The following is a 26,497-nucleotide window of genomic DNA, read 5'->3' as shown; positions in this document are numbered from 1 at the left end:
TCCGGAGAACGAAAAGAGGTCCGGCCGGGGGCCGGACCTCTTGAACGGCTCGGGCGTGCCGCCCAGCCCCGAGCCCTGAGGCTCACTCCTCCGCCATGAAGGGGTAGGCGAAGTGGGTGGGCGGGACGAAGGTCTCCTTCACCGCCCGCATGGACGTCCACCGGATGAGATTCAGGTAGGATCCCGCCTTGTCGTTGGTCCCGGAGGCCCTTCCCCCGCCGAAGGGCTGCTGACTCACGACGGCGCCCGTGGGCTTGTCGTTGATGTAGAAGTTCCCGGCGGCGTGGCGCAGGCGGTTCATCATGGTCACCGTGGCCTTTCGGTCGGTCGAGAAGATGGCCCCGGTGAGGGCGTAGGGGCTGGTGGTGTCGCACAGGTCCAGGGTCTCCTCGAACCTGGCGTCGTCGTAGACATAGAGCGTGAGCACGGGGCCGAAGATCTCCTCCTCCATCATCTTGCACTTGGGGTCCGTGGTCTGGACCACCGTCGGCTGGATGAAGTACCCCGTGCTGTCGTCGCAGCCCCCTCCGGCCAAGATCGAGCACTCGGGACAGGATTTCGCGAAATCGATGTAGCCCTTGTGGTCTCGGAAAGCGCCCCGGTCGATGACGGCCGTGAAGAAGTTCCGGAAGTCCGTGGGAGGCCCCATCTTGATCTCCCCCACCTGCCCGAGGAGGTCGTCCTTCACCTTCGGCCAGAGGCTCTTGGGGATGTAGGCCCGGGAAGCGGCGGAGCACTTCTGGCCCTGGAACTCGAAGGCCCCGCGCACGAGAGCCGTGGCGAGGGCCGCGGCATCGGCGCTGGCGTGGGCGAATACGAAGTCCTTGCCGCCCGTCTCGCCGACGATGCGCGGATACCCCTTGTAGGTCGCGATGTTGGCTCCGATGGTCCTCCACATGTCGTGAAAAACGGCGGTGGAGCCGGTGAAATGGACACCGGCGAAGTGGGGGCTGGCCAGGACCGGATCGCCCACCTGGCCCCCGCGGCCGGGGACGAAATTGATCACGCCGTCGGGCAGGCCCGCGGCTTGCAAGACCTTCAAGATGTGGTAGGCCGAGAAGACCGCGGACGACGCGGGCTTCCAGAGAACCGTGTTCCCCATCATGGCGGGGGAGGTCGGGAGGTTTCCGGCGATGGAGGTGAAGTTGAAGGGGGTGACGGCGAAGACGAACCCTTCGAGGGCCCTGTATTCGGCGTAGTCCCAGATCCCCTTGGCGCTGTCGGGCTGTTGCTCGTACACGAACCGCATGTAGTAGGGATTGAACCGATAGAAGTCGATGAGTTCGCAAGCCGAGTCGATCTCCGCCTGAAAGGCGGTCTTCGACTGGTTGAGCATGGTGGCCGCGTTGGCCGAAGCCCTCATGGGGCCGGCCAGGAGCTCCGCGGCTTTGAGGAAGATCGCCGCCCGGTGCTCCCAGGGCATTTCGGACCAATCCCGCCAGGCCTGCTGGGAAGCGGCGATGGCCTGCTCGACCTCCTTTGCGCCCGCCTGGTGGTACGTGGCCAGGACGTGGCGGTGGTCGTGGGGGCAGACGGCCTTGGCCGTGTTGCCCGTTCGGACCTCCTTCCCTCCGATGAGCAGGGGAATCTCGATCTCCTCCGACAGCTGGCGCTTCAGCTCGGCCTTGAGGGCCGCCTTTTCGGGCGAGCCGGGACCGTAGGACAGGACGGGCTCGTTCTGCGGTTTGGGGACGGGAATGACGTTGTTCGCCATGGATGCCTCCGACCAGATTGGCAGGTTCGCTTCAAACCGGACCGCCCCCGAACGGGGGCCGGGGTCTCCTTCGCGCGGGGGCGGCAGACGCCGCCGCTCCGCCTCGATTGTAGAGGACCCGGATGCGCCTGGCAACGGCGATCGAGGAAGACTTCGGCCAAGCGACGAAATGACCCGGGCGGCAAGAAGCGAAGGGGCCCCGACGACGCGAGGCCCCTCTGCTCCAAGGTGGTGGGCGATGCTGGATTCGAACCAGCGACTCCTACCGTGTGAGGATAGTACTCTTCCGCTGAGTTAATCGCCCAAGAAGTTGATTTTACGGGTCTCGCCGGGAGGCTGTCAAGGGGATGGGGGTTGCGGGGCGGGAGGTGTGCTAGGGTGGGGACATGGGCGGGCGCACGGTTACCCTCATGGGGTTTATGGGTTCGGGCAAGAGCACCGTGGGGAGGATCTTGTCCCAGAGGCTCAAGTGGCCCTTTCGGGACACGGACGCCCTCGTGGAAGACCTGGAGGGGCGGTCCATCGCGCGGATCTTCGCCGAGCAGGGCGAGGCCTACTTCCGGGAGGTGGAACGGCGCGTCGTCCTGTCCACGCCCGAGGAGGGGGAGCGGGTCATGGCCCTCGGCGGGGGGGCCTGCGACGAGGTCACCCTGCCCTTCTTGAACGGGCTTGGACCCACGGTCCACCTGGACCTCACCTTTCAGGAGGCGGTGCGGCGGATCGGCGGCGACCGACGGAGGCCCCTGGCCTCGGACCCCGATCTTTTCGGCCTCTTTCTACGTAGGAAACGTTGGTATGCGCGCGCCCGCCACCGGGTGTGGACGGAGGGGCTTACGGTGGACGAGGTGGTTGAATCCATCTTGAGGCTGTTATAATCAACGGGAAGGCGGCGGGGGGCACCTTGGGTCGAGCTCGGTACCTCATTCTTTCGGACGTCCATTCCAACATGGAGGCCCTCCAGGCCGTGTTTCGCGCGGTGGAACGCCGGCGTTACGCGGGTGTGCTCTGCATGGGAGACCTGGTGGGGTACGGTGCCAGCCCCAATGCCGTGGTGGCCCGGCTGAGGCGAATCAAGAACCTCCTGGCCGTCCGGGGCAACCACGACAAGGTCTGTTGCGGCATGGACAACGGAGGGAACTTCAATTCCTCGGCTCTGGAGGCGGCCCGCTGGACTCACGGAAAACTGACGGCCGGGAACCGCTCCTTCCTCTCCGCACTGCCCCGGGGTCCCCTGGAGGTTCTGCCCGGAGTCTGGATCGCCCACGGCTCCTTCCCGGACGAGGATGCTTATCTCTTCTCCGACTTCGACGCGTACCAGTCCTTCCGCGCCGGGGATTTCTGGCTGTGCTTCTACGGGCACACGCACTTTCCCGCCCTGTACCAGGAGACGCCCGGCGGGGTGGATCACGTCCCGCTGGCGGGCGACACGGTGGAAGTGGTCCTCGACGCCAAGGCCCGCTACTTGATCAATCCAGGATCCGTGGGACAGCCCAGGGACCGGAATCCCAAGGCCGCCTTCGCCGAGTTCTACCCCGAGTCCCGGCGCCTCGTTGTGCGCAGAATCCCGTACGATTTCGAGGGCGCCGCCCACCGGATCCGGCGGGCCGGACTTCCCGCCAACCTCGCGAATCGGCTCCAGGTGGGGTCATGATCACGGGGATCAACGAGACCTTCCCCCACGAAGGCGTGGAGTACCACCTTCAGATCGAGGACCTGGACCGGGAGCGTGTCCTGGAGGCCCGAGTCTACGTGGGAGGCCGCATCCTCTTTCAGCGGCGTCAGGAGTACGGTTCGCTCCGGGAGGATCCGGCCGGACCCGGAATCGAAGAGAAGGTCCGCGAGGAGATGGAGCGCTTGAGGGCCCTCGTCTGCGCCGCCATCGTCCGGGGCCGTATTCGCGCCTAGCGCTCGCGGTCCGCCCCTGGGGGGGCTCGGCAAGCTGTTCCCTCCGCGAATTCCAGGAGGCTCGTCCGGAGAAGCGGTGCAGGCTCCCGAGCCGGAGCGCCGTCCGCCTCAGGCGCTGGCCAGGATCCGGCCGATGCGCTCCGTGAGGCGGTCGTACTGGAAGGGCTTGGAGATGTAGTCCACGGCCCCGCGCTGGAGGCCGAAGATCTTGTCCTTGAGGTCGGTGCGGACGGAAAAGATGGCCACGGGAATTTCCTTGGTCGCCGAATCCGCCTTGAGGAGCTTGAGGACCTCCCAGCCGTCCATCTTGGGCATGTTGAGGTCGAGAAGCACCAAGTTCGGCTTCAGGACCCTCGCCACGTGGAGCCCGTCCTCCCCGCTCAGGGCCTTGGCTACGACGTATCCGGCATCCGAAAGGATGGCGTCCACAATGTCCAAGAGATCCGGGTTGTCGTCGATGACGAGAATCGTCTGCTTCATCCTCTCCCAGCCACCCACCCTAACCTAATGCCAGGGGGCCACCCCAGTCAAGAAAAGAATACTCCGTTCACACTCGTTCCACGATGCACCCTTTACGGAAAAGAGACTCCGCTCAGGGTCCGGGCGTCCTCGGCCTCGAGGAGCCGGGCGAGGCGGTCCGCAACCTCCCGCGCCTGGTCCGCCATGGCCGATGGAGCATACACCACGCCGAGGATCCTCGTCGTATCCGGGGCCACCTTGGTGGCCTGGGAGTCCTTGACGGGGCTCCCGCAGGGGACGTCTCCAGGGAGCGTGGCCGCGAGAAGGAGATCCTGGAGGTCCAGTTCCTGCCCGGATGGGTTGAAGACGTATCGTTCCCCCGCGCGACCCCTCCGGATCCCGAAGGCCTCCGATCCGCACCGGTCCACGTCCAGCAGGGAGATCGGAAGGAGGCTCTCCAGGGAGGCCAGGTTGGCCGCGTCCACCACATTGGACACGCGCGGAAACCGGCCCTCAAGGGCGGCGTGGAGGAGGTACTCGCTGGCCGGTTTTCCCCGCCCCGTGGGCTTGTAGCTTCCGTGGCGCAGCATCTGGCGGACGGCCGCCTTCAAGCAAGTCGTCGCAGGGGCTTCCTCCCGGCCCCGCCAGCGGCTCAGGGCCCTCTCGAACTCCGCCTCCCAGGACCTGCCGCTGGGTCCCACCCGCACCCCTTCGCCGTAGACCCAGCCGAGGGCGACCCCTTCGGCTCCGTTCACCACTCGAACCGTCGTGGCATGCATGAAGGGCCCTCCCTCAACGGAACGGGCGAGGGTCGCCCCTCGCCCGTGTCGGTCTTCAACGAGTCCGGATCAGCGGCGCGGCGGACGGCGGTCCCGGTCGCGGCGGTCCCGGTCCCCCCCCCTGGGGGGCCGGCCGTCCTCGCGCGGGCGCGGCGGACGGCGCTCTCCCTCGGGGCGCTCCACCCAGCCGTCCGGCTTGGGCAGGAGGGCCTTCCGGCTCAGCCGGAGCTTCCCGCCGCGCTCGAAATCGAGCAGCTTGACCTCGATCTCGTCGCCCACCTGCAGGTACTCCTCCACCTTCTCGACGCGCTTCCAGTCGAGTTCGGACACGTGCAGGAGGCCGTCCGTTCCGGGCAGGATCTCCACAAAGGCCCCGTACGGCTCGACCCTCCTCACCGTGCCTCTGTAGATCTTGCCCACTTCGGGCTCCTCCATCTGGGCGCGGATGAGTTCGAGGGCCTTCTGGGCCATTTCGGGATTGTTGGAGGCGACGGTGACCGTCCCGTCTTCCTCGATGTTGATGTCCACGCCCGTGTTCTCCTGGATGGCGCGGACGTTCTTTCCTCCGGGGCCGATGAGTTCCCCGATCTTGGACTTGGGAATCGTGACGGTGTAGATGCGCGGCGCCAGGGGGGAAATCTCCGGTCGCGGCGCGGGAAGCGTCTGGGCCATGAGTTCCAGGAGATGGAGACGCCCCCGCCGGGCCTGCTCGAGGGCCTGTCTCATGATGTCAAAAGAAACGCCGTCCACCTTGATGTCCATCTGGAGGGCGGTGATTCCCGCGGCCGTCCCGGCCACTTTGAAGTCCATGTCCCCGTAGTGGTCTTCCAGGCCCGCGATGTCGGAGAGGATGGCGTACCGGTCCCCCTCCATGACCAGGCCCATGGCGACGCCCGCCACGGGCGCCTTGATGGGAACGCCGGCGTCCATCAGGGCCAGGGTGGCCCCGCAGATGGTGGCCTGGGAGGAGGAGCCGTTGGATTCCAGGATGTCGGACACGACGCGGATCGTGTAGGGGAACTCGGTCTCCGGAGGGATGACCGGGAGCACGGCGCGTTCCGCGAGGGCCCCGTGGCCGATCTCCCGCCGCCCCGGTCCCCGGACCATCTTGACCTCGCCCACGCTGAAGGGCGGGAAGTTGTAGTGGAGGATGAAGTGCTTCTCCTGCCCCTCGAGGAGGCCGCTGAGCCTCTGCACGTCGGCGGCGGTGCCCAGGGTGCAGTTGGCCAGGGCCATGGTCTCGCCCCGGGCGAAGAGGGCCGAGCCGTGCGTCCTCGGCAGAACGCCCACCTCGCTCCAAACGGGGCGGATCTCGTCGAAGAGGCGCCCGTCCACCCGGCGCCCCTCCTTGAGGAGCACTGTCCGGAACGTGCGGACGAGCACTTCGTGGAAGAGGTGGGCCGCTTCGGCCCGAGCCTCCTCGTCGTCCTCCGGCACGGTGGCCAGGAAGTCCTTCTCCACCTGCTCCAGGGCCGCATACATGTTGAGTTTCCCGCGGACCGCCATGGCCTCCCGGAGGGGCCCGGCGACCCGCTGCTCGACGGCCGCCAGCTTGTCCGGATCCACGTGGGGGGGCTCGACTTGGATTTTCTGGATGTGGAGCCGGGAGTAGAGTTCCTCCTGGGCCGCCACGATTCTCTTGATCTCGCGGTGCGCCAAGTCCAGAGCCTCCACCATCTGCTCTTCGGAGAGCTCCTGGGCGCCCGCCTCCACCATGCAGATGGCCTCCTTGGTCCCCGCCACGAGGAGGTTCAATCGGCTCTGCTGGATCACCTTGAGGGAGGGGTTCACCACGAGTTGCCCGTCGATCAGGCCGATGCGGACGGCGCCCACGGGACGGGTGAAGGGGATCGGCGAGCAGTAGAGGGCGCACGAGGCGCCGTTGATCGCCATGAGGTCGGGGGCGTTCTCGAAGTCCGCCGAGAGAACCATGGCGATGACCTGGGTCTCCAGGTGATAGCCCTCAGGAAAGAGCGGTCGGAGGGGGCGGTCGATCATCCGGCAGACGAGCACCTCCGGATCCGTCGGCTTGCCCTCGCGCTTGAAGAAGCCGCCCGGGATCCGCCCTCCGGCGTAGGTGAATTCGCGGTAGTCCACGGTGAAGGGAAGGAAGTCCAGGCCGGGACGCTCCTTCTTGTCCATGCCGGCGGTCACGAGGACCACCGAATCTCCATAGCGCACCCACATGGCGCCGTGGGCCTGTTTCGCCACCTTGCCGGTGGACAGTTTCAGGGGCCTTCCCCCCACCTCGACTTCGACGGTCTCTTCGCGGTACATGGTTGCTCCTAATGGACACGGGACACACCCCCCCCGTCGGCGGGGAGGAAGGCGTCCGTTCGTGTCGGGGGAACTACTTGCGCAGGCCCAGGCGGCCGATGAGGTCGCGATACCGCTCGATGTCCCTGTCCTTGAGGTAGTTCAGGAGCCGGCGGCGCTGACCGACGAGCATGAGAAGGCCTCGGCGGGTGGCGAAATCCTTGCGGTGCTTCTTGAGGTGTTCGGTGAGGGAGCTGATGCGGTCCGACAGGAGCGCGATCTGCACCTCCGGGGAGCCCGTGTCGGCAGGGTTCTTTCCGAACTGCTCGATCAGGGCCTTCTTCGTCTGCTTCTCCATCTTCCCGTTTCTCCTATCTGTCTCAAAGGAAAGAGCATAGCACACCCCCGCTTCTTCTGTAAAGGGCGGGGGGGCCTCCCTGGTCGATTCCGCAACCCTTCCGAGACGGTGCCTCCACGAAGCCTGCGCATCCTTTCGGGTGAAAGGAGGCCGGAGAGACGTGGCCACCATCTTGTACAGCCTTTCGGGAGAGGGTCGCGGGCACTGCACCCGCGTCCGGGCCGTGGTGGAGCGGCTGAGGGAGCGGCACCGTGTGGTCCTCTTCGCCCCCGGACAGGCTTACGAGCCCCTGCAGAAAGCCTTCGCCCGCTCGGAGGTCGCCGTCCGCCATCTTCGGGGGCTCCGCTTCCGCTACGGCGCCTCGGGCGTACTGGCCCCGCTGGCCACCGCCTCGGGCGCCCTGGCCTACCTCCGCAAGATGCCCGGCACCCTGGCATACCTCGACGCCCACCTGCGTCGGGAGCGACCGGACCTCTGCATCACCGACTTTGAGCCCGCTCTGCCGAGGGCGGCGCGCCGCCTGGGCATCCCCTTCGTCAGCCTCGACCACCAGCACTTCCTGACCGTCAACGACCTCTCGTCCCTGCCCCCAAGGCTGCGGGCCGCCGCCTGGGGCATGTCCCTCGTGGTCCGGGCCTATTACACGGGCCAGGCGGCCACGGTGGTTTCCTCCTTTTGCGCCCCCCCGCTCCGGCCCGGCCTGCGAAACGTCCACCAGGTGGGCCCCCTCCTCCGGCCCGAACTGAGGCGGAGCCTCCCCCGGAGGGAGGGGTTCCTCCTCGTCTACCTTCGGCGGGGAGGGATGGAGGGCGTCCTGGCCGCCCTCCGGAGACTCGGCCTGGAGGCCCGCGTTTACGGGGCCGGAGAGCGTCCCCCGGAAGGCCGTCTGACCTTTCACCCCATTGGCGAGTCCGGGTTTCTGGCCGACCTCGCGTCCTGTGAGGCGCTGGTGACCACGGCCGGGAACCAGGTGGTGGGGGAATCGCTGTTTCTGGGAAAGCCGGTGCTCGCCCTCCCGGAGCCGGGGAATTTCGAACAGGCCATCAACGCACATTTCCTGCGGCTCGGCGGGGCCGGAGACTGGGCGGACCCCCGACGCCTGACCCCCGGCTCGGTGGAGGCCTTTCTGAATGCCCTGCCCCTCTACCGGGACCGCATCGGATTGGAGGCGAGGGATGGCACCCAGGCGGCGGTGGATCTGATCGAGCGTCAGCTGGCCAGGGAACCGGTCAGCTCACCGTCTCGTGAAACACCACGCCCCGACGGGCCAGTTCCTGCATGACGAACAGGTGGCAACCGGGCTCCCTGCCGAGGAACTCGGGCGGAGAGACCCCCGGGCGCCGGAACAGGCCCCGCGCCACCGACCGGACGCCCGCCGTGCAGGTGTACCCCGTCGTCCGGGCCATGGACGTGGTCCGGGTGGCCGCGTCGTAGCGGTCCAGGAGGTCGTAGACGCGCCGGACCTTCCGGCCGTCCTTCTCGCCCTCCACGGTGACGCGCATGACGGTGAAGTCCTCCTCCCCTTCGGTCAGCTGCCACATGGGGAACAGGAGCCGGGAGGTGAGGTCGAGGGGCCGGACCGAAACCCCTCCGACCTCCACAGGGTCCTTGGAGAAGAAACCCGTCTCCCTCAAGACCCGCATCTTCTCGATGTGGCCGGGGTACCTTAGGGTCCGCTCCTTCATGTTTGGAACCTTGCAGGTGGTCAGGAGGCTCCTCAGGCCATCCGTGTTGAAGGCCTCCAGCGTGCCGACCTGCGGGAAATCCAGGAGTTCGGGATCGGACAGGGCCGGACGAACCACCACCTCCCCATGCTCGACGAACCGGGCCGGGCGCACGTACTCTTCGATGACGTCCGAAGGCGAAAAGACGGCCTTGTATTCGTAGGGCCAAACCCGCATGGCCGGCAGGCCGCCCACCAGGCAGTCGAAGCGCTCGATGCGGTCCATGGCGGTCTGCGAGTAGCCGAGGATGATGTTGCTGGCGCCCGGGGCGATGCCGCAGTCCACAATGGCCACGACGCCCCTCTCCCTGGCCAGGGCGTCCAGGGCGAAGGGGTCCTCCTCGAAGAAAGAAATGTCCACCACGTTTCGCCCGAGCCCGATCAGCGTTTTGAGGGTCTCAAAGCCCATGTGGCCGGGAACGGCCCCCACCACCAAGTCGGCGCCTTTCACCGCGCGAGCCACCTCCTCCGGCTTGGAGAGGTCCGCGCGGAGGGGCGTCACCCCCTCGGCCCCAGCCAGCCCGTCCAGGGAGGTCTGGGACACGTCCGCGGCGGTCACCGAGAACTCACCCCCCTTGGCCAGATCCAGGGCGATGGCCTTCCCCACTCGCCCGGCGCCCAACACGGCCACGTGCATGAGATCCTCCTGGAGAACGGCGGCGGGCCCCGCGCCCCCGCTGGCCGTGAGTATAGCACCCCGTGGAGGTGGAGGCCGGGACACCCCGGGCCGCCCCGCGCTCAAATCGGCCGTCCCCCTCAACGCCCGCACAGGGTGCCGAAGGGACACGCGGCGCAAGCCCGAGGCTCCGAAGGGTCCGGCTCGAAGGGAACCGAGGGGTCCAGGATTTCCCCCAGGATCCTTCGGATCACCGGCAGGTACACGCCCTCCATCTGCGCCTCGGCCCGGGACGGTTCGACGAAGAGCGGTCCGGGAGGCTCCCTCGGATCGCGCAGGGAGAGGAGCACGGCGGAAAGGCTCCCGTAGGGCGCTCCGCGCGCCCGGTGGAGCAATTCCACATACGCCGGCAACTGGATGGACTTGACGGAGCGGGCCAGGTCCCCCCGGGGGGAATCGACCCTCACCCGGTCCGGACGGGGAATGTACCGGTCCCGGAGGGACTTTCCGCTCTTGTAGTCCACGATCCGCAGACCTCCCGCCCGCCCGTCGAGGCGGTCCAGCTCTCCGCGTAGGCGTACCGTGGCCCCGGGCGCGTCGAAGGACGCCTCGAGGCGCACGTTCACTCCTTGAAGAACGGTTTTCCCCGCCTCCTCCGTGCGCTCCCTGCGAAGTCGGTCGCCGATCCGCCTTTCGGCCAACCGTCCCACCAGGGCGGCCTCGCCCGAACCTCCGAAGTGGGCCGCCACCACGCCCGGAAGCCGGACGAGCATCTGGTCGTAGACTTCGTGCGTCATGACCTGCCCCACGTAGGGCTCGTACAGCTCCGCCAGGGTGTCGTGGAGCCTTTTCCCCGTCCCCTTCGAATCGCCCTCCTCGAGGACCTCCCTCTCGCGAAGCCCCGCCGCGTGGCCGTAGTAGAAGCCCATGGGACAACGGAGATAGGCGTCCAGGGACGTCGGCGAGTAGGCCATCGTGGACAGCCGTTCCAGCATCTGGGAGGACTTCGCCGCGGCGCGCCGCACCGAGCCCGCCGCGCTCGAGGCGGGGAGGCAGACGGATCGGACGGTCGGGGTTCCTCCATCCCGGCGGGCCTCGTACAGGAGTTGATCGACAAAATGGGAGCGCCCCGCGTCGGGGCGGTCGACATACAGGATGGAGCATCGCTTGGACGCCTCGAGGAGCCGGAACAGGTGGTACCGGTAGACCTCCTCTCGTTCGATGGCTCCCGGGAGGCCCAGCGCTTTCCGGAACGAGGGCGGCAGGACGGGGTCGGGGGCGGAGGATGTGGGGAGCACGTCCTCCGAAGCGTCCAGGACCAACACCGTGTCGAATCGGAGGGCCTGGCTCTCGAGGAGGCCCATCACCTGGAGCCCGCGGACGGGAAGGCCCGTGAAGGGCACCCGCGCCTCCCTCAGCCGCGCCCTCAGGAAGTCGTGAAGGTCCCCTGGGCTCGGACCCTCCCGACCGGACCCGGGCCAATCGGCCAATCCGTCGAGCAGGGTCAAGGCCCGCGCGAAGCAATCCCGATAGAAGGGATGGAAGGGGGCCGGAGACCGGTGGGCCACCTCCTCGAGAACGGCCCGAAGGGCCTGGGAGAGCGCCCGCAGAGTGGACGCCCTCCGCACCCTTCGGATGAACAGATCGTGGAAGCGCCGAAGGGCCAAGGCCAGGGCCTCTTCATCGGGCCCCTCCGGCTGCATCGCCCGGGCCCGGCGCGGCAGCTCCGGGGAATCCTCGAGGGCGGCGAGAAAGAGGCGGGGGTTCCCCTTTCTGAGAACGCTCTCCTCGATGGCGTGAGCCAGGGGACGCATGGCCCCGGGGCCATGGCCCTCGATGGAGAGATTCTTCACGTACGGGTGCAGGAGGAGGTTCAGGTACGCTCGGGAGGCCACGCGGTCCTCCCCGACCCCTTCGGCCAGATCCAGAACGCGCTGAAAGAGCGCGAAGAGGGGGGTTCGGGCCAGGGGGTAGCCCAGCGTGACGTTGAATTGCCCGGGAAAGTAGGCCATGCCGTCCCAGAGGAGCGGCTGGAGGCTTCCGGTGTCCGGAAGCACCACCACCGTGGACTCCGGTTCCACCCCTTCCCTTTCGAGGTAGGCGCCCGCGTAGAGAACCTCGGCGTGGACGCTGGGAGCGGAGCACACCTCCAACGGCGGGGGGGAGCACGGCGCGTGGCGGACGGGTCTCCCGACGGGCAGGAGCCTCTCCATGGCTTCGAAGGCCTTCCAGTCCCGCCCGTCCTGGTGCCGGAGGACCGTCACCTCGGCGACCCGCCCGGCCGCCTCCACCAGGCGCGCCTGCCCGCGCGAAAAGGAGAAGAACCCCACCAGGAGGATGCGGTCGGGAACCTGGGCCGCCCCGGAGGCAAGCCGAGACAGAGAACGGGCGTAAACCTGTCCCCGCGTGAACGAATTCGCCGCCGAAACGCGCGATTCGAAGGCCTCGCGGATCTCCGGGTACCGCTCGTAGAATTCGCGCACCGGCGGCGCAAGAACGTCGAAGGAATCGAGCCCGCGAAGCCGAAGGAGGTCCGCATCGGCGACCATCTCCTCCCCCAGCGTCGCCAACGCCTTCAGGAACGAGACCCCCCAACCGTAGAAGGCCACCAAGTCGCCCGCCAGCCTTCTCAGAACCGGACCTCCGGCCGAAGCCACGGCCTCCGAGAGGAGTGCGACGGCCTGGAACTCCTCGAGGGCCTCACCGGAGGTTCCCGCCAACCGGGCGGCCAGGGATTCCAGCGTGCAGAGTCTCGGGGGACGGCACGGCCCGCCCGCGGATCGGGCGTATCGCGTCGCGAAATGATGGACGGCGCGGCTTCCCGGAAAGACCACGGCCAGCCCATCGGGCGGGACACCCTCGCACTCGGCCAGGGCCCTCTCCAGGAGGTCCTCGCCGACGGGAACATCCACGAGGGTCACCATGCCACGTCCTCCGCGCGTCCGCCCGCCAGATAGACGAGAACCCCCCGGACCCGCTCCCCGGGGTGCAGGCGGGCCAGGAGCCGGCAGTAGCGGGCCACCTGTTCATGCTGGCCGGGTCTTTCCTCCTCCCCCGACTTCCAGTCGACCACCGTGAAGCCGTCCCGGTCCCGGATCAGGCGGTCCACCCGGAGAAACCGTCCCTCCGGGTCGAGAAACTCCACTTCGTCGAGGACCTCCGCGTCTTCGGGCGCGATCAGCGGTCCGATGTGCGGGTGGCCCGCCAAACGCCGGAGCAGTCCGGCCATTTCCCGGGCCTCCTCGGCCGAGGCGCCCAGGCCCTCGAAGGCGGCTTCGTCGCCAGGTCTCCCTCGAAGACCGGCCTCCAGCCCCGCGTGGAGGATCTTTCCCCTCCTGGCCGCCGCCACCGACTCCGTCGTGGGGGGCCGGTACGCGGGGTCCCCGGCGGGCCCCATCCGGGGCCTCCACGGGACGCGGCGGGAGGGGCCCGGACACGGAAGGGCGCCCCCCGGGCGATCCCCCTCGAAGGGGACGGCCTCGCCGGCGGCGTATCCCTCCCCGCCCACCTCGGCCGGCAGGGGAACGGGTTTCTGCCGACTCCGATTCGACTCCAGGATCACGTACAGTTCGTCCTTCGCCCGGGTCACCGCCACGTAGTAGGCGTTCAGTTCATCCCTCAAGGCCAGGACCTTCTCCTGGTCCCTGGCCCTCCGCAGGACCGGAGAGAATCGGCAACCCCAGGCCGAGAGCCGCAGGAGGCGCAGGGTCGGCCCCTCCTCCAAGACGGCCTCCCGGATGGCGGGCGGGGAGAGGTTGGGGAGGAGGAGGACCACGACAGGAAAGCCCAGCCCCTTGGACTTGTGGACCGTGAGGACCCGCACCGCGTCTCCCGATTCGGGGAGGGGCACCTGGAGGGCCGGGTCCTCCTCGCTCTCCTGTAGGTACGCGAGAAAATCCGCCGCCGTCGCCTCGCCCTCCCCCTCCCTCTCGGCGAGCCGTTCCAGGAGGTGCAGGAGAAAGGCCCGGTCCTCCGGAAAGGCCTCCAGAACCCCCGCCCGCTCGAAGAAATCCCGGACGAGGTCGTAGGGCGGAAGGTAGCCCGCCGACTGGAAGGCCGGATTCACGAGCCGTAGCCACGGCTCCGGGAAGGCTTCCCGGTACCACGCGTACAAGTTCCCCCGGGAGCCGGGAGGCCTCGTATGAAGGAGGGCCAGAAAGTCGTCCCTGGAAACCCCCGAGACGGATTCCATGATCCGGCCGCCGGCGAAGGAGGCGAAGGCGAGATCGTCGGCCGGGGAGGTGACGAAGCGGAGGAGGTCGAGGACCTCCCGGACGAGCGGGTGGGACGTCATCCGGGCGGTGGACTCGGAGGCCACCCGGTACCCCCGCCGCTGGAGGGCCTCTCCCACGGCGACGGCTTCCCGGTTGGTCCGGAGCAAGAACGCCACGTCGGAGGGCGAGTATCCCCGGCCGAGAAGGTCCGGAAGGATCCGTCCGGCGGCCTCTTCAGCGGCGGCGGCCACGGCCTCCTCCCGGGACAGGCCCGGGTCAAGGGCAATGGGGATCACGCCCACGCGGCCCCCTTCCCTTTTCGGGGACGGCTCCTGCCGGGCCTCTTTAAAGAAGGGCCAGATCCGCCGCTCGAAATCCTCCCGCCGAAGGTCCTCCTCCTCTTCCGGCGAATCCCCCAGGGAGAAGAACCAGCGCTCCAGGGCTTCCCGCGAGAAAGTCCGGTTGAAGAAGTCCACCAGCACGGCGCGGCTTCGAAAGTTACGTCTCAAGACCTCCCGGCGGGTCTCGAAGGCGGAGAGGTCCTCCAAGGCCCGATCGAAGAGGTCCGGGTCCCCGCCGCGAAAACGGTACAGCGACTGCTTCTGGTCCCCCACGTAGAAGAGGGAGCCGCCGGAGGCCAGCCCCTCCTCCACCAGGGGGAGAAGCGCGGCCCACTGGGCGGCGCCCGTGTCCTGGAACTCGTCCAGAAGGAAATGCCGGAGGTGGTCTCCCAGGGCCAGGTAGATCGAGGGCACCCCGCCCTCGGACAATCGCGCGGCGATCCGCGAGGGAACCTCGTCGAGCAACAGAGCGCCCTCCCTCGCGGCCTCTCGCTCCAGGGCGGGGATCAACCGGGCGTGGAGCTGGACTTGCGGCGCGGTCCTGCCAAGGGCCCAGGCCTCCGCGGCACGAGCCAAGGCCTCCCGAAATGCGTTGAAGAGGCCCTCGAGGGTCGGAGTCACGGCGCCTGCCCGGGACTTGAGGACGGCCTCCTTCAGGGAGGGCTTGAAGAAGGCCGCCGATTTCAGGACCTCGGGCTGACGCGTGTCCAGAAACCGGCAAAGGTCCCGCTGGAAGGTACCTCCACGAAACTCGAGCCCCGCCTTCCCCACGGCGTCGAGGAGGTCCCTTCCCGCGGCCAGGGACCCTTCCAGCTCGTGATGGTAGGCCCGGAAGCCGGCAGGGTCCACCTGGAGTTTCTTCAGTTTGGAGACCCAGAGCGTCCGCAGTCGCGCATCGATCTCCACGAGGACCTCCGCCAGGTCCCAACCCAGGGATTCGTCGCCCAGGAGAAGGTCCTCCAGGACGGTCCGCAGGACCTCGGCCGACGGGGGATCATCCTCCGCTTCCTCCAGCAAGCGGCCCACGGCCCTGCGCAGGAGGGGACGGGGGTCGAGGAGAACGCGCGCGCCGGGAGCGAGACCGAGTTCGAAGGCGGAGGCCCGGGCCAGCGTCATCAGATACGAGTCGATGGTCTTGAGGGAGAGCTCGGGCCACCTCCGGTAGATCCGGTCCAGGACCTCCCGCGCGGCCGCGCGGAGCGCCTCGGGGGACTGTCCCAACCAAGAGGACAAGTTCTGGACGATTTCCACGTCCTGAGGCGCGCGCTGGAGGGCGAGGGCTTCCAGCCAGGACAACACGCGCTCCCGCATCTCCCCGGCGGCCTTGTTGGTGAAGGTGACGGCCAGGATGCGGGAAAGGTCTGTGTCGGGGACGTTCGGCGCAAGGAGCAGGCCGAGGAACCGGAGAGCCAGCCGGTGGGTCTTGCCGGACCCGGCCGAGGCCGTCAGGCGCTCCACGCCCATGGGGGAACCCGGGGCGGATGGGAGGGAAGGAGCCATGGCGCCGTCCTTTCTCGCCGAGTGTACCACCGTCCAGTGCATCCAGCGTTCACTCCGATTCCGCCGGCTCCTCGCCCGGTGTACGTGCCCTCGCCGCCTGGGCGGAGTCACGGAATCGTGCTAGGCTCCCTTTCCATGAACGGAGTCCTGCGCTTCGCCCTCTTTCTTTCCGTCGTCCTGGGGACCTGGACGGCCATGCACCTTTACCTGCTCCACCGAGTGTGGCGCCTGCCCCCCCTGGCCGCGGGACCGGCGAGGCGGTGGGCCATCCTCCTTTTGGCGGTTCTGTGGGCCCTCTATCCCGCGGGCCGCGTCCTCGCCCGACTCCTCCCCGGACGCTCCGCCTACGCGATGGAGTTCGCCGGCGCCGTGTGGATGGGGGCCCTGTTTCTCTCCATGGTCTGCCTGCTCGCCACCGATCTCCTCTCGGGGTTCGGCGTCTGGCTCCGCCCCTGGACGACTCACCTTCGGCTCGGAGCCCTGGCCGCCGCGGGCGCCTTGTCCGCCGTGGCCCTCGTGCAGGGGTTGAGGGCACCCGAGGTTGTCCGACGGACGGTTGTCCTTCCCGGGCTTCCAGAGGGCCTCCGGGGCACCCGGATAGTCCAGGTATCCGACCTGCACCTGGGCACCTTGCTGGGCCGCCGTTGGCTGAGGCGCCTGGTGGACCAGGTTCAGGGGCTGGATCCCCACCTCATCGTGGTCACCGGCGACCTCGTGGACGGTCATCTCCCCGATGTGGAGCCCTTGCTGCCTCTGATGTCCGAGTGGCGCCCCCCCTTGGGAAAATGGGCGGTCCTGGGCAACCATGAGTTCTATGCCGGCGCCGACCGCTCCGCAGGCTTCCTGGCCTCGGCGGGATGGGTGGTCCTTCGGCAAGAGGCGGCGGAGGCGGCCCCGGGACTCCGGATCGCCGGCGTGGACGACCTCACCGCCCGCGGCCAGTTCGGTTTGGCGGGGGACCCTGTGGCGGAGGCCCTGGGCCCCGGCGGGGCCGGCGCCTTGATACTTCTCAGCCACAGCCCCCTCCGGGCCGAGGAGGCCGCCACCCGAGGAGCCGGCCTCATGCTCTCCGGCCACACCCACGGCGGTCAGATTTGGCCCTTCGGCCTGCTCGTCCGACTGGCCTACCCGCGCCTCGAAGGCACGTACAGGGTGGGGGGCATGACCCTTCTGGTCAGCCGGGGAACGGGAACGTGGGGACCGCCCATGCGCCTCTTCCGGCGGGGCGAGGTAGCCCTCCTCACCCTGGTCCCGACCGGTGGCAATCCGTGACCCCTCGGGGTAACACCTATTGGCAGTCACCTGCCTTATTCGTTGATTGACAAGGAGTTTGCATGTGGAACAACTCTTGCTATTCTTTCCCGTGAGCTTGGGAGGCTTCCATGAGGGGAGAGAAGGGGTTCACGCTCATTGAAGTCCTCATCGTCGTGGCGATCATCGCCATCCTTGCGGCCATCATGATCCCCAGCCTCTTCTCGGCCATCCACCGGGCCAAGCAGAAGCGCGCCATGTCGGAAATCCGGGGCCTCGCCACGGCCTGCAACTCCTACAGCACGGACACGAACATCTACCCTCTGGCCAACACCTCCTGGCAGGACACGGACGTCGTCATCCCCGTGGGCGAACTCGCCCCTTACTACATCAAGGAAGTGCCCAATCCCGACCCGTGGGACATCAAGTACCAGTACTCCACCACCGACACGGGCTCGGATTTCGCTCTGCGGTCCATGGGCAAGGGGGGGCAGGACGACGGGGAGACCTTCGCCTCCTCCGTCAACGCGGCGCCCTCGGCCACCCTCTGCCTCGAGAACGACATCGTCTGGGTGAACGGGGGATTCGTCCTCTGGCCCGAGGGCAAACAGAGAAAGTGCGACTGAGCCGTCAGGGAAGGATGGCCCGGGGGTGGGTCATCTTGGCGGGATCGAGAATCTCCCCCAGCCTCTCCTCCGATAGCAGCCCCCGATCGAGCACGATCTGGCGCACGTGTTTTCCGGTGGCCAGGGCTTCCTTGGCCACGTCTCCGGCGGCCTCGTACCCGATGTAGGGAACGAGGGCGGTCACCAGCGTCACGCTCCGTTCGACGAGCACCTGACAGCGGTCGCGGTTCGCCGTGATGCCCTCGATGCACCGCGTGCGGAAGGTCTCGGCAGCCGCCTTGAGCATTCCGATGGACATGAATAGGTTGTACGCGATGAGGGGTTCGAAGGGGTTGAGCTCGAGCTGGCTCGCCTCGGCGGCCATGGAGACGGCCACGTCGTTGCCGATCACCTGGTAGGCCACCTGGCTGATGGCCTCGGGGATCACCGGGTTCACCTTGCCGGGCATGATGGAGGAGCCCGGCTGAAGGGCCGGAAGCGCGATTTCCGCGAACCCCGCGCGGGGACCCGAGGAGAGGAGCCTCAGGTCGTGGGCGATCTTGGAAAGCTGGATGGCGATCCGCTTGAGGATGCCCGACACTTCGGCGAAATCTCCGCTGTCCTGCGTCGCCTCCACGAGGTTGACGGCCGTCACGAGGGGGAAACCCGTCAGGCTCGAGAGGTGCTTGCAGACGAGGCCGGCGTACCGCGGGTCCGTGTTGAGCCCCGTGCCGACGGCCGTGGCGCCCATGGAGATCTCCTGGAGGAGGAATTCGGCCCGCTGCAGGGCATCGCGGCTTTCGCGGATCATCACCGCGTACGCCTCGAACTCCTGTCCCAGGGTCATGGGCACGGCGTCCTGCATTTCCGTGCGCCCGATCTTCAGGACGTCGGAGAACTCCCTCCCCTTGGCCGCGAAGGCCTCGCAGAGCCTGCCCAGGGCCTCTCGCAGGTCCCTCACTCCGTAGAGGGCGGCCACCTTGATGGCGGTGGGGATGACGTCGTTGGTCGACTGGGACATGTTCACATGGTCGTTGGGGTGGCAGTGAGCATAGTCGCCCCGGGGCCTTCCAAGGATCTCCAGGGCCCGGTTGGCGATGACCTCGTTGGCGTTCATGTTGGTGGAGGTGCCCGCCCCCCCCTGGAGCATGTCCACCACGAAATGCTCGTGGAGGCGGTCCGCGGCGATGTCGTCGCAGGCCGCGGCGATGGCGTCGGCAGTCGGCGCCGGGAGGTGGCCCAGCTGGCGGTTGGCCAGGGCCGCCGCCTTCTTCACCATGGCCAGGGCTCGGATGAAGGTGGGAAAGGACTCCAGGCTCACGCCGGTGAGCTGGAAGTTCTCGATGGCCCTCTGAGTCTGGCTCCCGTAGTAGGCCGACCGGGGAACCCGCGCTTCCCCCAGGGAGTCCCGCTCGATCCGGCAGTCCGCGCCGTCCACGCCCGCATCTCGAAATCGCATGGTGCTCTCTCCGTCAAAGTCCGTACACGTCCGCGAACTTGGCCTCCAGATAGGCCATCAATGGGGCCGCCGAGAGAGGCTTCCCCGTCACCTGGAGGCAGAGTTCGGGCGCCAGGTGGCGCCGGCCCTGCCGGTGGATCTTGACCCTCAGCCACTCCCGGAGGGAGGCGAATTCTCCGGCGGCGATCCGGGCATCCAGGTCGGGAAGGTCCGCCCGAAGCGCCTGGAGGAACTGCCCCCCGTAGAGGTTGCCGAGGGCGTAGGTCGGGAAGTACCCCACGAGGCCGGCCGACCAGTGGATGTCCTGCAAGACGCCCTCGCGGTCCGTGGCCGGCTCGATCCCCAGGAGCCCGCGCATCCCCTCGCGCCAGGCCTCGGGAAGGTCCTTGGGTTCCAGGGAACCTTTCAGGAGCGCGCTCTCCAGCTCGAACCTGAGAATGATGTGGAGGTTGTAGGTGACCTCGTCGGCTTCCACGCGGATGAGGGAGGGTTTCACGGCGTTCACGGCCCGGTAGAAATCCCTTTCCTCCACTCCCTCCAGGGCGGCGGGGAAGACCGTTCGCAGCTTGGGAAAGTAATGGGACCAGAAGGGGAGCGACCTTCCCACCACGTTCTCCCAGAAACGGGATTGGGACTCGTGGATGCCCAGGGAGCAGGCCTGGCCGGCGGGCATTCGGAAGCGGTCGGGGTCGAGGCCCTGCTCGTACAGAGCGTGGCCCGTCTCGTGGATGGTCCCGAAGACGGCCGTGTTCAGAAACGTCTCGCTGTACCGCGTGGTGATCCGGACGTCCCGGAAGGTCCCGTTGGTGAAGGGATGGGCCGACCGGTCCAGCCGGCCCGCCTCGTAATCGTATCCGAGGTCCGCCGCGAGGTCGCGGCAGAAGGCCTCCTGGGCCGCCACCGGATACCGCCGCGCCAGGATCGAGGCGTCGGGCGGCGAAGGGGCGCCGAGGATGCGGTCGAGCAGGGGCAGGAGGCGGCCCTTGAGATCGGCGAAGACGGCGGCCAGTTCGGCCTCGGTCATCCCGGGTTCGTACTCCTCGAGCAGGGCGTCGTAGGGGTGGTCGGGATTGAGAAGGGAGGCCGTCTCCCGGGTCAGCCTGAGAACGCGTTCCAGGTGGGGGAGGAAGGCTGGAAAATCGTCGTGCTTCTTGGCCTCGACCCAGGCCTCCTGCGAGAGCGCCACGGCCCTGGCCCGCTCGGAGACGAGGCGCGAGGGGACCTTCACGGCCCGCTCCCAGGCGCGCCGCGCCTCCCTCAGGTCCGCCGCCGGGTCCTCTCCGAGGGACTGCCCTTCCAGCCGGTCGAGGAGTTCGCCGAACGCCGGATCCGAGAGGCGCTCGTGGACCACCGCCGCCAGCGCCGCCTGGTGGGCGCCGCGCTGTTCGGCGCCCTTGCGCGGCATCATCACCTGCTGGTCCCATTCCAGAAGTTGCTGGATCTCCATCAGATCATGGACGACGAGGCTCTTTTCGACGAACCGCTCGAAGTCGGATGCCATGCGCTCCTCCCCGGTTTCCACCGCGCACACCCCGCGTGGAAAGGGGGAAGTATAGCACCCGGTGGAGCCCGGACCCGGCCCGCGGATCTAGTTGGAGAACTTCTTATAGAGGAAGGCGGGCGCATTGCGCGAGAGCATCGCCACCCAGCGCCATCTCCGGGTGATGTAGGCCACCGAGCGGCGCTTTCGGATGGCGTCGTAGATCTGCCGGGCGGCGGTCCGCGCGTCGGCGACCCAGAACATCCCTTTCTGGCCCTCGGTCATGGGCGTGGCCACGTACCCCGGCCGCACGTCCGTCACCGCAACCTCGAAGCGGCCCAGATTCAAGCGGAGCCCTTCCAGGTAATTGGAAACGAATGCCTTGGACGCGTTGTAGGCCGGGTTGAAGGGGCTCCCCCTCAAGCCCGCCACGGAGGAAATGCCCACGATGTGGCCGCGCTTGCGCTGGAGAAAGTAGCGGCCGGCCCAGGCGGCGCACGAGGCGAAGCCCAGGACGTTCGCGGCGATCGTTTTGGCCTCGGGTTCCCACAGGAGCTTCCGGTTCTCGATTCCGATCCCGGAAGACAGGATCACGCAGTCCACGTCGCCCAGGTCGCGAGCCAGCGCATCGAGCTTCTCGGCCGCCTCCTCGGGACGCGTCACGTCCAGAGCCTGGACCCGATGCTCCCCCCCCAATTCGGCGCGGAGCGCCTCCAGGGCATGGGTGTTCCGCGAGGCGAGCCCGAGAACCCAACCGTCCTTCGCCATGACCTTCGCCAGCTCCCTGCCGATTCCGGAACTGGCCCCCACCAGGATGGCTTTGCCCATGCTGGCCTCCCTTCGCGACGCTCCGAGGATACCACGCCAGGCGGGGACGAGCCGGGCTACAATGCTCCCCTTGGGAGGTGATGCGTGACGAGCACGTCGAGAAGAGCCGCGCTGGCCGTCCTCACGCTGGTTCTGTGGGCCCGGGGTCCCCTCGCCGACTTCAGGGACCTTTCCGTGGAGGAGGCGGTGACGCCCGACCGTTTCGCCGCCCAGGTCCCGAGAGAGGCCGCATGGAGCCCAAAGGGGGACCGGCTCTACTTTCTCGAGCCCGATCCATCGGGAGCGGAAGGGGACCTCGTGGGCCTCGATCCGACCACCCTCTCGCGCAGAAAGGTCTTGTCGCAAGAGGCCTTCCTGGCCGCCACGGGCTCCGACAAGAAACTCATGTCATTTGACCTTTCTCCTTCGGGCGCTCACGCATTGGTGGAGGCGAAGGGGTGGTGGGTCCTGAACCTGGCCACGGGGACCCTGCGCCGGCTCCTGCCCGAAGCCGAGGAGGCGGAGAATCCGGAGTGGTCCCCCGACGGCTCCCTCGTGGCCTATGCCAACCGCCGCGGCCTCTGGGTGGTGGACCTCGCCGGAGGCCCTCCGCGAAACCTGGCCCCGTCTCCCTCCGAGAAGGTCCTCGTGGGACGGGGGGACTGGCTGTACGGGGAGGAACTGGACTTCGAGAGCGGCATCCTCTGGTCTCCCGACGGACGCCGGATTGCTTACTGGGTCTTCGACGAGGCGGAGGTCCCCACGTTCCCCATGGTGGACGCCCGGTCCATCCATCCCCAGGTGGAGCCCCAGTTCTATCCCCGCCCCGGCGATGCCAACCCCCGGGTCCGCCTGCGGGTGGCGGAGGTTGCCTCGGGCGTCTCCACGGAGGTGGCCGGCGCCGATTCGGGCGACGGGTACCTTCCCCGCGCGGCGTGGAGCCCGGACGGCTCCGCCCTGACCTTCGTCCTTCTGGACCGGAGGCAGAAGCGTCTCCGCCTCCTCCTTTCGGACCTGTCGGGCGCTTCTCCCCGCACCGTGCTGGAGGAGACCTCCGCCTCGTGGATCAACTTCATCGGCCCCCCGCGCTTTCTCTCCGACGGAAAGCGCTTCCTCTGGATGAGCGAGCGCGACGGCTTCGCCCATCTGTACCTCGGGCGGCTGGACGGAGGGGACCTCGTGCAAATCACACGGGGAAATTGGGTGGTGGACGACCTCCTGGCCGTGGACGAGGCGCGGGGGCACCTGTACTTCTCCGGAAACCGGGAAGATCCCACGGGCCGCCAGGTCTACCGGACGGACCTCTCCGGCTCCCCTCCCCTCCTCCTCACGGACGGTAAGGGTTGGCACGAGGCCGAGGTTTCCCCCGACGGCGCCTGGTTCCTCGACCTCCACTCCCGCCGGGGGGTCCCCCCGAGGGCCGACTTGGTGCCGACGCGCGGAGGGAGCGCGACGGTGCTGTACGAAAACGCAGAGCCCGCGCTGGCGGAATTCGGGTTCGTCACGCCCGAACCGATCCTCCTCAAGGCCCTCGACGGGACCACGCTCCACGGCCGGCTGTCCCGGCCCCGGGACTTCGACCCCGCGAAACGGTATCCCGCCATCGTGGACGTGTACGGGGGACCGCACGCCCAGATGGTTCAAGATCGATGGGTCGCGCGCTGGGAAGCCATCGGCCATCTTTTCGCCCAGCGCGGTTTCGTGGTCTTCTCCCTGGACAACCGGGGTTCCTGGCGGCGGGGCGCGGCCTTCGAAGCCGCCGTCGCGGGGAGCCTGGGGCGGATTGAACTCGAGGACCAGCTCGCGGGCGTCGCCTACTTGCGGTCCTTGCCCTTCGTCGACCCGGAGCGCATCGGGATCTGGGGGTGGAGCTACGGCGGCTTCATGACCCTCTACGCCCTGACCCACGCACCCTCCGGCACCTTCCGCGCGGGAGTCGCCGTGGCCCCGGTCTCCGACTGGGCGGCCTACGACTCGTGCTATACGGAACGCTATTTGGGGCTTCCGGCGGAGAACCCCGAGGGATACCGGGAGAGCTCACCCGTCTACGCCGCGGCCGCCCTCTCGGGCCGCCTTCTCATGATGCACGGCCTTTCCGACGACAACGTCCATTTCCAGAACAGTGTCCGGATGGCCGAGGCCCTCCTGAAGGAAGGACGGCCCTTCGAGACGGCGTACTACCCGGGTCAGAACCACGGAATCCGGGAGAGGACGCACCGCCGCGATCTTTTCGAGCGCATGCTGGCGTTCTTCGAGGAGGCCCTGGCCCCCGTTCCTCCCCGCTGACGGGTCGGGCCTTTCGCCCTCCGGTCAGGGCTCGGGAGAGAGAGCCTCCAGGATCTCCTCCAGGAGCGCCCCCTCGGCGTCGGCCGACGAGGCGGTCCCTTCCCGGATCACGACCTTGATCCCCGTTCCCTCACCCACCCGGCTTCCGCGCAGGGGCTCCGCCTTGACCTTCGTGACGAACTTCTTTTTGGGCCCGTAGGAGCCGGGCGGGAGGGTGACGGTCACCAGGGTCGAGGCGGGGGTGGCCCCGTCCACGAAGGTCACCACCTCGGGGTCGAAACTCTCCACCAGGGCGTTGCCCCTGGAGCGATCGTCCATTTCGGCGTCGAAGGGGAAGGACACGTTCCTCCCGCGGGCCGTCATGTCGGCGCGGAAGACGAAGGTGCCGCCCTCGTCCAGCTCCGCCGCCCGAAAGATGACCACGGTGATCCCTTCCCCGTTGTGGATGACCGTGGCCGCCGGCGCGGTCGTGGCGGGATCCACCGCGTACGTGATCCGGCGCCCCGTGTTCTGGGCGGACGCGGCCGTGCCGAGAAGGGCCGCGACCAGCAAGACCCAGCCTCTGCGTGCCATGGGAAGACCTCCTTCTCCGCCCCTGGGGCGGACCCAATCCCGCCCCGCCGCGAAGGGCCGCGGTGCGCGTCGTCTTCGCCGCGGGAGCTCTCGTAAGGATGTTTCCCGGCGCGGGCCCCCGGGTCACTCCGAGAAGGAGGCCCAGTGGTTCACGGGTCCGTGGCCCCCGCCCAACCCGGGCGCCGTGCGTATCGCCTCGGTGATGAAGGCCTTGGCCCGGCGAAGGGCGGGAAGGACGTCGAGCCCCAGGGCCAGTCCGGCGGCGGCGGCCGCGGAGAAGGTGCATCCGGTGCCGTGGGTGTTTCGGTCCCCGCTCCGGCCGCCCTCGAGGGTCTCCCACACCCGGCCGTCCCACACGAAATCGCGCGCAATCCCGCCGGGGTTCACGGGGCTGTGGCCCCCCTTGAGGACGACGACCTCGGGTCCGGCCGCCCGGATCACCTCCGCCGCCCTTCGGAAGTCGTCGAGCCCCCGGAGGGGAAATCCGGCGAGGACCTCCGCCTCCGGAACGTTGGGCGTGACGACGCGGGCCAGGGGGAAGATCTCCTCCACGAGAGTGCTCACCGCCTCGGGGTCGATGAGCGGATCGCCGCTCTTGGCCCTCATCACGGGGTCCACCACGAGGTTCCCAATGCGGCGGTCTCTGAGAAGGGCGGCCACGGCGCGAATCGTCGGGGCATCCACCAGCATTCCCGTCTTGACCGCGTCGACGCCGACGTCGTCCAGACACGAGGCGATCTGCTGGACCACGAAGTCCGGGTCGAGGGCCCGCCATCCCTGGACCCCCAACGTATTCTCGGCCACCACGGCGGTCACGGCGCTCATCCCGTACACCCCGAAGGTGTGAAACGTCTTCAGGTCCGCCTGAATCCCGGCCCCACCGGAGCAGTCGGAACCGGCCACCGTAAGCGCGCGACGGAGCGGCATGGCTTCATCCTCCCGCACCATCCTACCGCGAAGGCGACGCGGCAACCCAGGCGGATCATGGAAGACCCGGCTTCACGGGCGGAGCCGTGAAGCGTATGCTGGCCTTGGATCGTGCGCGGTTCAGCCCGGAAGGAGGCTCTCTCATTCTCCACGTTCCAGGAATCGGCGAGGCCGCGGCCCTGGCCACGGCCCTCCTGTGGGCCTTCACGGCGGTCTTCTTCACCCTGGCCGGCCAGCGGGCCGGCGCCATGGCCGTGAACCGCACGCGCCTCCTCATGGCGGTCGTCCTCCTGGGCGCGACGCACGTCCTCCAGACCGGAGCCCTCCTTCCGTTCGACGCGCCGGTGGCGGCCTGGGTCTGGCTGGGCCTTTCCGGTCTCGTCGGCCTGAGCCTCGGGGACAGCTTCCTCTTCCGGGCGCTGCTCGACCTGGGCCCCCGGCGGGCCATGCTCGTGATGGCCGCCTGGCCCATCTTCTCTTCCCTCCTCGCCCTCCTACTCCTCGGAGAGCGGCTCTTGCTCCGGGAGGCCGCGGGCATCCTCCTCACGGTGGCGGGAATCGCGTGGGTCATCCTCGAGGGGAAACGCCCGGAGGACGGGCCGGACGGGTCACGGCTCGGAGTGGGCGTGGCCTTCGCCCTCGGCGGCGCGCTGTGCCAGGCCCTCGGCGTGGTCCTCGCGAAGGAGGGCTTGCGCTCCGGCATGCCCGCCCTCTCGGGGACCCTGATCCGCATGGTGGTGGCCGCGGCCGGCCTCTGGACGGTCACTCCTCTCCTCAAGTCCCGCGGCTCCGTGTCCGACATCTTCCGGGACGGCCGGGCCATGGCGCTCACGGCGGCGGGGGCCGTCACCGGACCCTTCCTCGGCGTGTGGCTCTCCCTCGTGGCCGTGGCCCACGCGAAGGTCGGGGTGGCCTCGGCCCTGATGGCCCTGGTTCCCATTCTCATCCTCCCCATCGTCCGCGTCGTGTTCCACGAGCGGATTTCGCTCCGCGCCGTTCTCGGAACGGCGGCCTCCATCGCGGGGGTTCTCCTTCTCACCGCAACCTCTTGACATCGAACCGTAAGGGTCTATATTTCCCGTAAGTCGTAACGTGCGCGGCGCGGTGTCGTGAACGGCGGCTGGTCCAGAGGAGGAGGTCGGGAGACGAAAGTCTTCCGTCTGAGAATGGAAGAGGGACAAGTCAGGAGCCTGCGTGCGCACAGGCACCGAGGGGCTTTCGGCCCCTCGCCGGCGGTGCCGTCC

General features: G+C 68.3%; 21 protein-coding genes and 1 tRNA gene. 8 read left to right on the top strand and 14 right to left on the bottom strand.

Going from position 1 to position 26,497, the window contains the following annotated elements; translation table 11 throughout:
* Positions 1 to 82 precede the first annotated feature (82 nt).
* Complete coding sequence (gene pruA, locus AB1824_04020; GenBank protein ID MEW5764121.1) at positions 83 to 1,714, bottom strand: L-glutamate gamma-semialdehyde dehydrogenase; 1,632 nt, start codon at positions 1,712 to 1,714, stop codon at positions 83 to 85.
* 229 nt (positions 1,715 to 1,943) lie between these two features.
* Positions 1,944 to 2,018 (bottom strand) — tRNA-Val (locus AB1824_04015).
* Between the two features lie 82 nt (positions 2,019 to 2,100).
* On the opposite strand from AB1824_04015, the gene AB1824_04010 reads away from it, so the two are divergent.
* Genes AB1824_04010 through AB1824_04000 form a run of 3 tightly spaced genes read left to right on the top strand, consistent with a single transcriptional unit; the run spans position 2,101 to position 3,619 of the window.
* Positions 2,101 to 2,589: a shikimate kinase gene (locus AB1824_04010; GenBank protein MEW5764120.1), complete on the top strand. Its 489-nt coding sequence runs from the start codon at positions 2,101 to 2,103 to the stop codon at positions 2,587 to 2,589.
* Between the two features lie 26 nt (positions 2,590 to 2,615).
* Entirely contained in the window at positions 2,616 to 3,365 is a 750-nt protein-coding gene (locus AB1824_04005) for a metallophosphoesterase family protein (GenBank protein MEW5764119.1), read from the top strand.
* A complete protein-coding gene (locus AB1824_04000) occupies positions 3,362 to 3,619 on the top strand; it encodes a hypothetical protein (protein ID MEW5764118.1) in 258 nt (85 codons plus the stop codon). Before AB1824_04005 ends, AB1824_04000 begins: the two co-directional genes overlap by 4 nt.
* A 108-nt stretch (positions 3,620 to 3,727) precedes the next feature.
* Here the strand turns inward: AB1824_04000 and AB1824_03995 are convergent, their stop codons facing one another.
* From AB1824_03995 to rpsO, 4 genes are all read right to left on the bottom strand, one after another.
* Positions 3,728 to 4,099 carry a response regulator gene (locus AB1824_03995; protein ID MEW5764117.1) on the bottom strand — a complete coding sequence of 124 codons (372 nt, stop codon included), beginning with the start codon at positions 4,097 to 4,099 and terminating at the stop codon, positions 3,728 to 3,730.
* A 92-nt stretch (positions 4,100 to 4,191) separates the two neighbouring features.
* Positions 4,192 to 4,857, bottom strand: a complete 666-nt coding sequence (locus AB1824_03990; protein MEW5764116.1) for a phenylalanine--tRNA ligase beta subunit-related protein — start codon at positions 4,855 to 4,857, stop codon at positions 4,192 to 4,194.
* 69 nt (positions 4,858 to 4,926) lie between these two features.
* On the bottom strand, positions 4,927 to 7,134 hold the full coding sequence (gene pnp / locus AB1824_03985) for a polyribonucleotide nucleotidyltransferase (protein MEW5764115.1): 2,208 nt from the start codon (positions 7,132 to 7,134) through the stop codon (positions 4,927 to 4,929).
* Positions 7,135 to 7,207: 73 nt separating this feature from the next.
* Positions 7,208 to 7,471: a 30S ribosomal protein S15 gene (gene rpsO, locus AB1824_03980; GenBank protein ID MEW5764114.1), complete on the bottom strand. Its 264-nt coding sequence runs from the start codon at positions 7,469 to 7,471 to the stop codon at positions 7,208 to 7,210.
* Between the two features lie 160 nt (positions 7,472 to 7,631).
* On the opposite strand from rpsO, the gene AB1824_03975 reads away from it, so the two are divergent.
* Positions 7,632 to 8,753: a glycosyltransferase family protein gene (locus AB1824_03975; GenBank protein ID MEW5764113.1), complete on the top strand. Its 1,122-nt coding sequence runs from the start codon at positions 7,632 to 7,634 to the stop codon at positions 8,751 to 8,753.
* Here the strand turns inward: AB1824_03975 and AB1824_03970 are convergent.
* From AB1824_03970 to AB1824_03960, 3 genes are all read right to left on the bottom strand, one after another.
* Complete coding sequence (locus AB1824_03970; GenBank protein ID MEW5764112.1) at positions 8,701 to 9,831, bottom strand: saccharopine dehydrogenase C-terminal domain-containing protein; 1,131 nt, start codon at positions 9,829 to 9,831, stop codon at positions 8,701 to 8,703. The genes AB1824_03975 and AB1824_03970 overlap by 53 nt on opposite strands.
* Before the next feature lie 119 nt (positions 9,832 to 9,950).
* A complete protein-coding gene (locus AB1824_03965) occupies positions 9,951 to 12,734 on the bottom strand; it encodes a PD-(D/E)XK nuclease family protein (protein ID MEW5764111.1) in 2,784 nt (927 codons plus the stop codon).
* Positions 12,728 to 15,865, bottom strand: a complete 3,138-nt coding sequence (locus AB1824_03960) for a UvrD-helicase domain-containing protein (protein MEW5764110.1) — start codon at positions 15,863 to 15,865, stop codon at positions 12,728 to 12,730. Before AB1824_03960 ends, AB1824_03965 begins: the two co-directional genes overlap by 7 nt.
* A gap of 135 nt (positions 15,866 to 16,000) precedes the next feature.
* Here AB1824_03960 and AB1824_03955 point away from each other — a divergent pair, with 135 nt between their 5' ends.
* Positions 16,001 to 17,137: a metallophosphoesterase gene (locus AB1824_03955; protein MEW5764109.1), complete on the top strand. Its 1,137-nt coding sequence runs from the start codon at positions 16,001 to 16,003 to the stop codon at positions 17,135 to 17,137.
* A gap of 110 nt (positions 17,138 to 17,247) precedes the next feature.
* Entirely contained in the window at positions 17,248 to 17,742 is a 495-nt protein-coding gene (locus AB1824_03950) for a type II secretion system protein GspG (GenBank protein MEW5764108.1), read from the top strand.
* A gap of 4 nt (positions 17,743 to 17,746) precedes the next feature.
* On the opposite strand, the gene AB1824_03945 is transcribed toward AB1824_03950, so the two are convergent.
* From AB1824_03945 to AB1824_03935, 3 genes are all read right to left on the bottom strand, one after another.
* Positions 17,747 to 19,180, bottom strand: a complete 1,434-nt coding sequence (locus AB1824_03945; protein MEW5764107.1) for an aspartate ammonia-lyase — start codon at positions 19,178 to 19,180, stop codon at positions 17,747 to 17,749.
* Positions 19,181 to 19,193: 13 nt separating this feature from the next.
* The gene (locus tag AB1824_03940; protein ID MEW5764106.1) at positions 19,194 to 20,681 is read right to left on the bottom strand and encodes a carboxypeptidase M32; all 1,488 of its coding nucleotides are present in this window, start codon (positions 20,679 to 20,681) and stop codon (positions 19,194 to 19,196) included.
* An 87-nt stretch (positions 20,682 to 20,768) separates the two neighbouring features.
* Positions 20,769 to 21,488 carry an SDR family NAD(P)-dependent oxidoreductase gene (locus AB1824_03935; protein MEW5764105.1) on the bottom strand — a complete coding sequence of 240 codons (720 nt, stop codon included), beginning with the start codon at positions 21,486 to 21,488 and terminating at the stop codon, positions 20,769 to 20,771.
* A gap of 84 nt (positions 21,489 to 21,572) precedes the next feature.
* Here AB1824_03935 and AB1824_03930 point away from each other — a divergent pair, with 84 nt between their 5' ends.
* The gene (locus AB1824_03930) at positions 21,573 to 23,753 is read left to right on the top strand and encodes a DPP IV N-terminal domain-containing protein (protein MEW5764104.1); all 2,181 of its coding nucleotides are present in this window, start codon (positions 21,573 to 21,575) and stop codon (positions 23,751 to 23,753) included.
* 24 nt (positions 23,754 to 23,777) lie between these two features.
* Here AB1824_03930 and AB1824_03925 read toward each other — a convergent pair whose 3' ends face one another.
* Complete coding sequence (locus AB1824_03925) at positions 23,778 to 24,326, bottom strand: hypothetical protein (GenBank protein MEW5764103.1); 549 nt, start codon at positions 24,324 to 24,326, stop codon at positions 23,778 to 23,780.
* A gap of 123 nt (positions 24,327 to 24,449) precedes the next feature.
* Complete coding sequence (gene thiD, locus AB1824_03920) at positions 24,450 to 25,253, bottom strand: bifunctional hydroxymethylpyrimidine kinase/phosphomethylpyrimidine kinase (GenBank protein MEW5764102.1); 804 nt, start codon at positions 25,251 to 25,253, stop codon at positions 24,450 to 24,452.
* Between the two features lie 95 nt (positions 25,254 to 25,348).
* Here thiD and AB1824_03915 point away from each other — a divergent pair, with 95 nt between their 5' ends.
* Positions 25,349 to 26,305: a DMT family transporter gene (locus AB1824_03915; protein MEW5764101.1), complete on the top strand. Its 957-nt coding sequence runs from the start codon at positions 25,349 to 25,351 to the stop codon at positions 26,303 to 26,305.
* Positions 26,306 to 26,497 lie beyond the last annotated feature (192 nt).

Source organism: Acidobacteriota bacterium (genome assembly GCA_040752915.1).
Taxonomy (GTDB): Bacteria; Acidobacteriota; UBA4820; order UBA4820; family DSQY01; genus JBFLVU01.
This window is presented reverse-complemented; position numbering and strand designations above follow the sequence as displayed.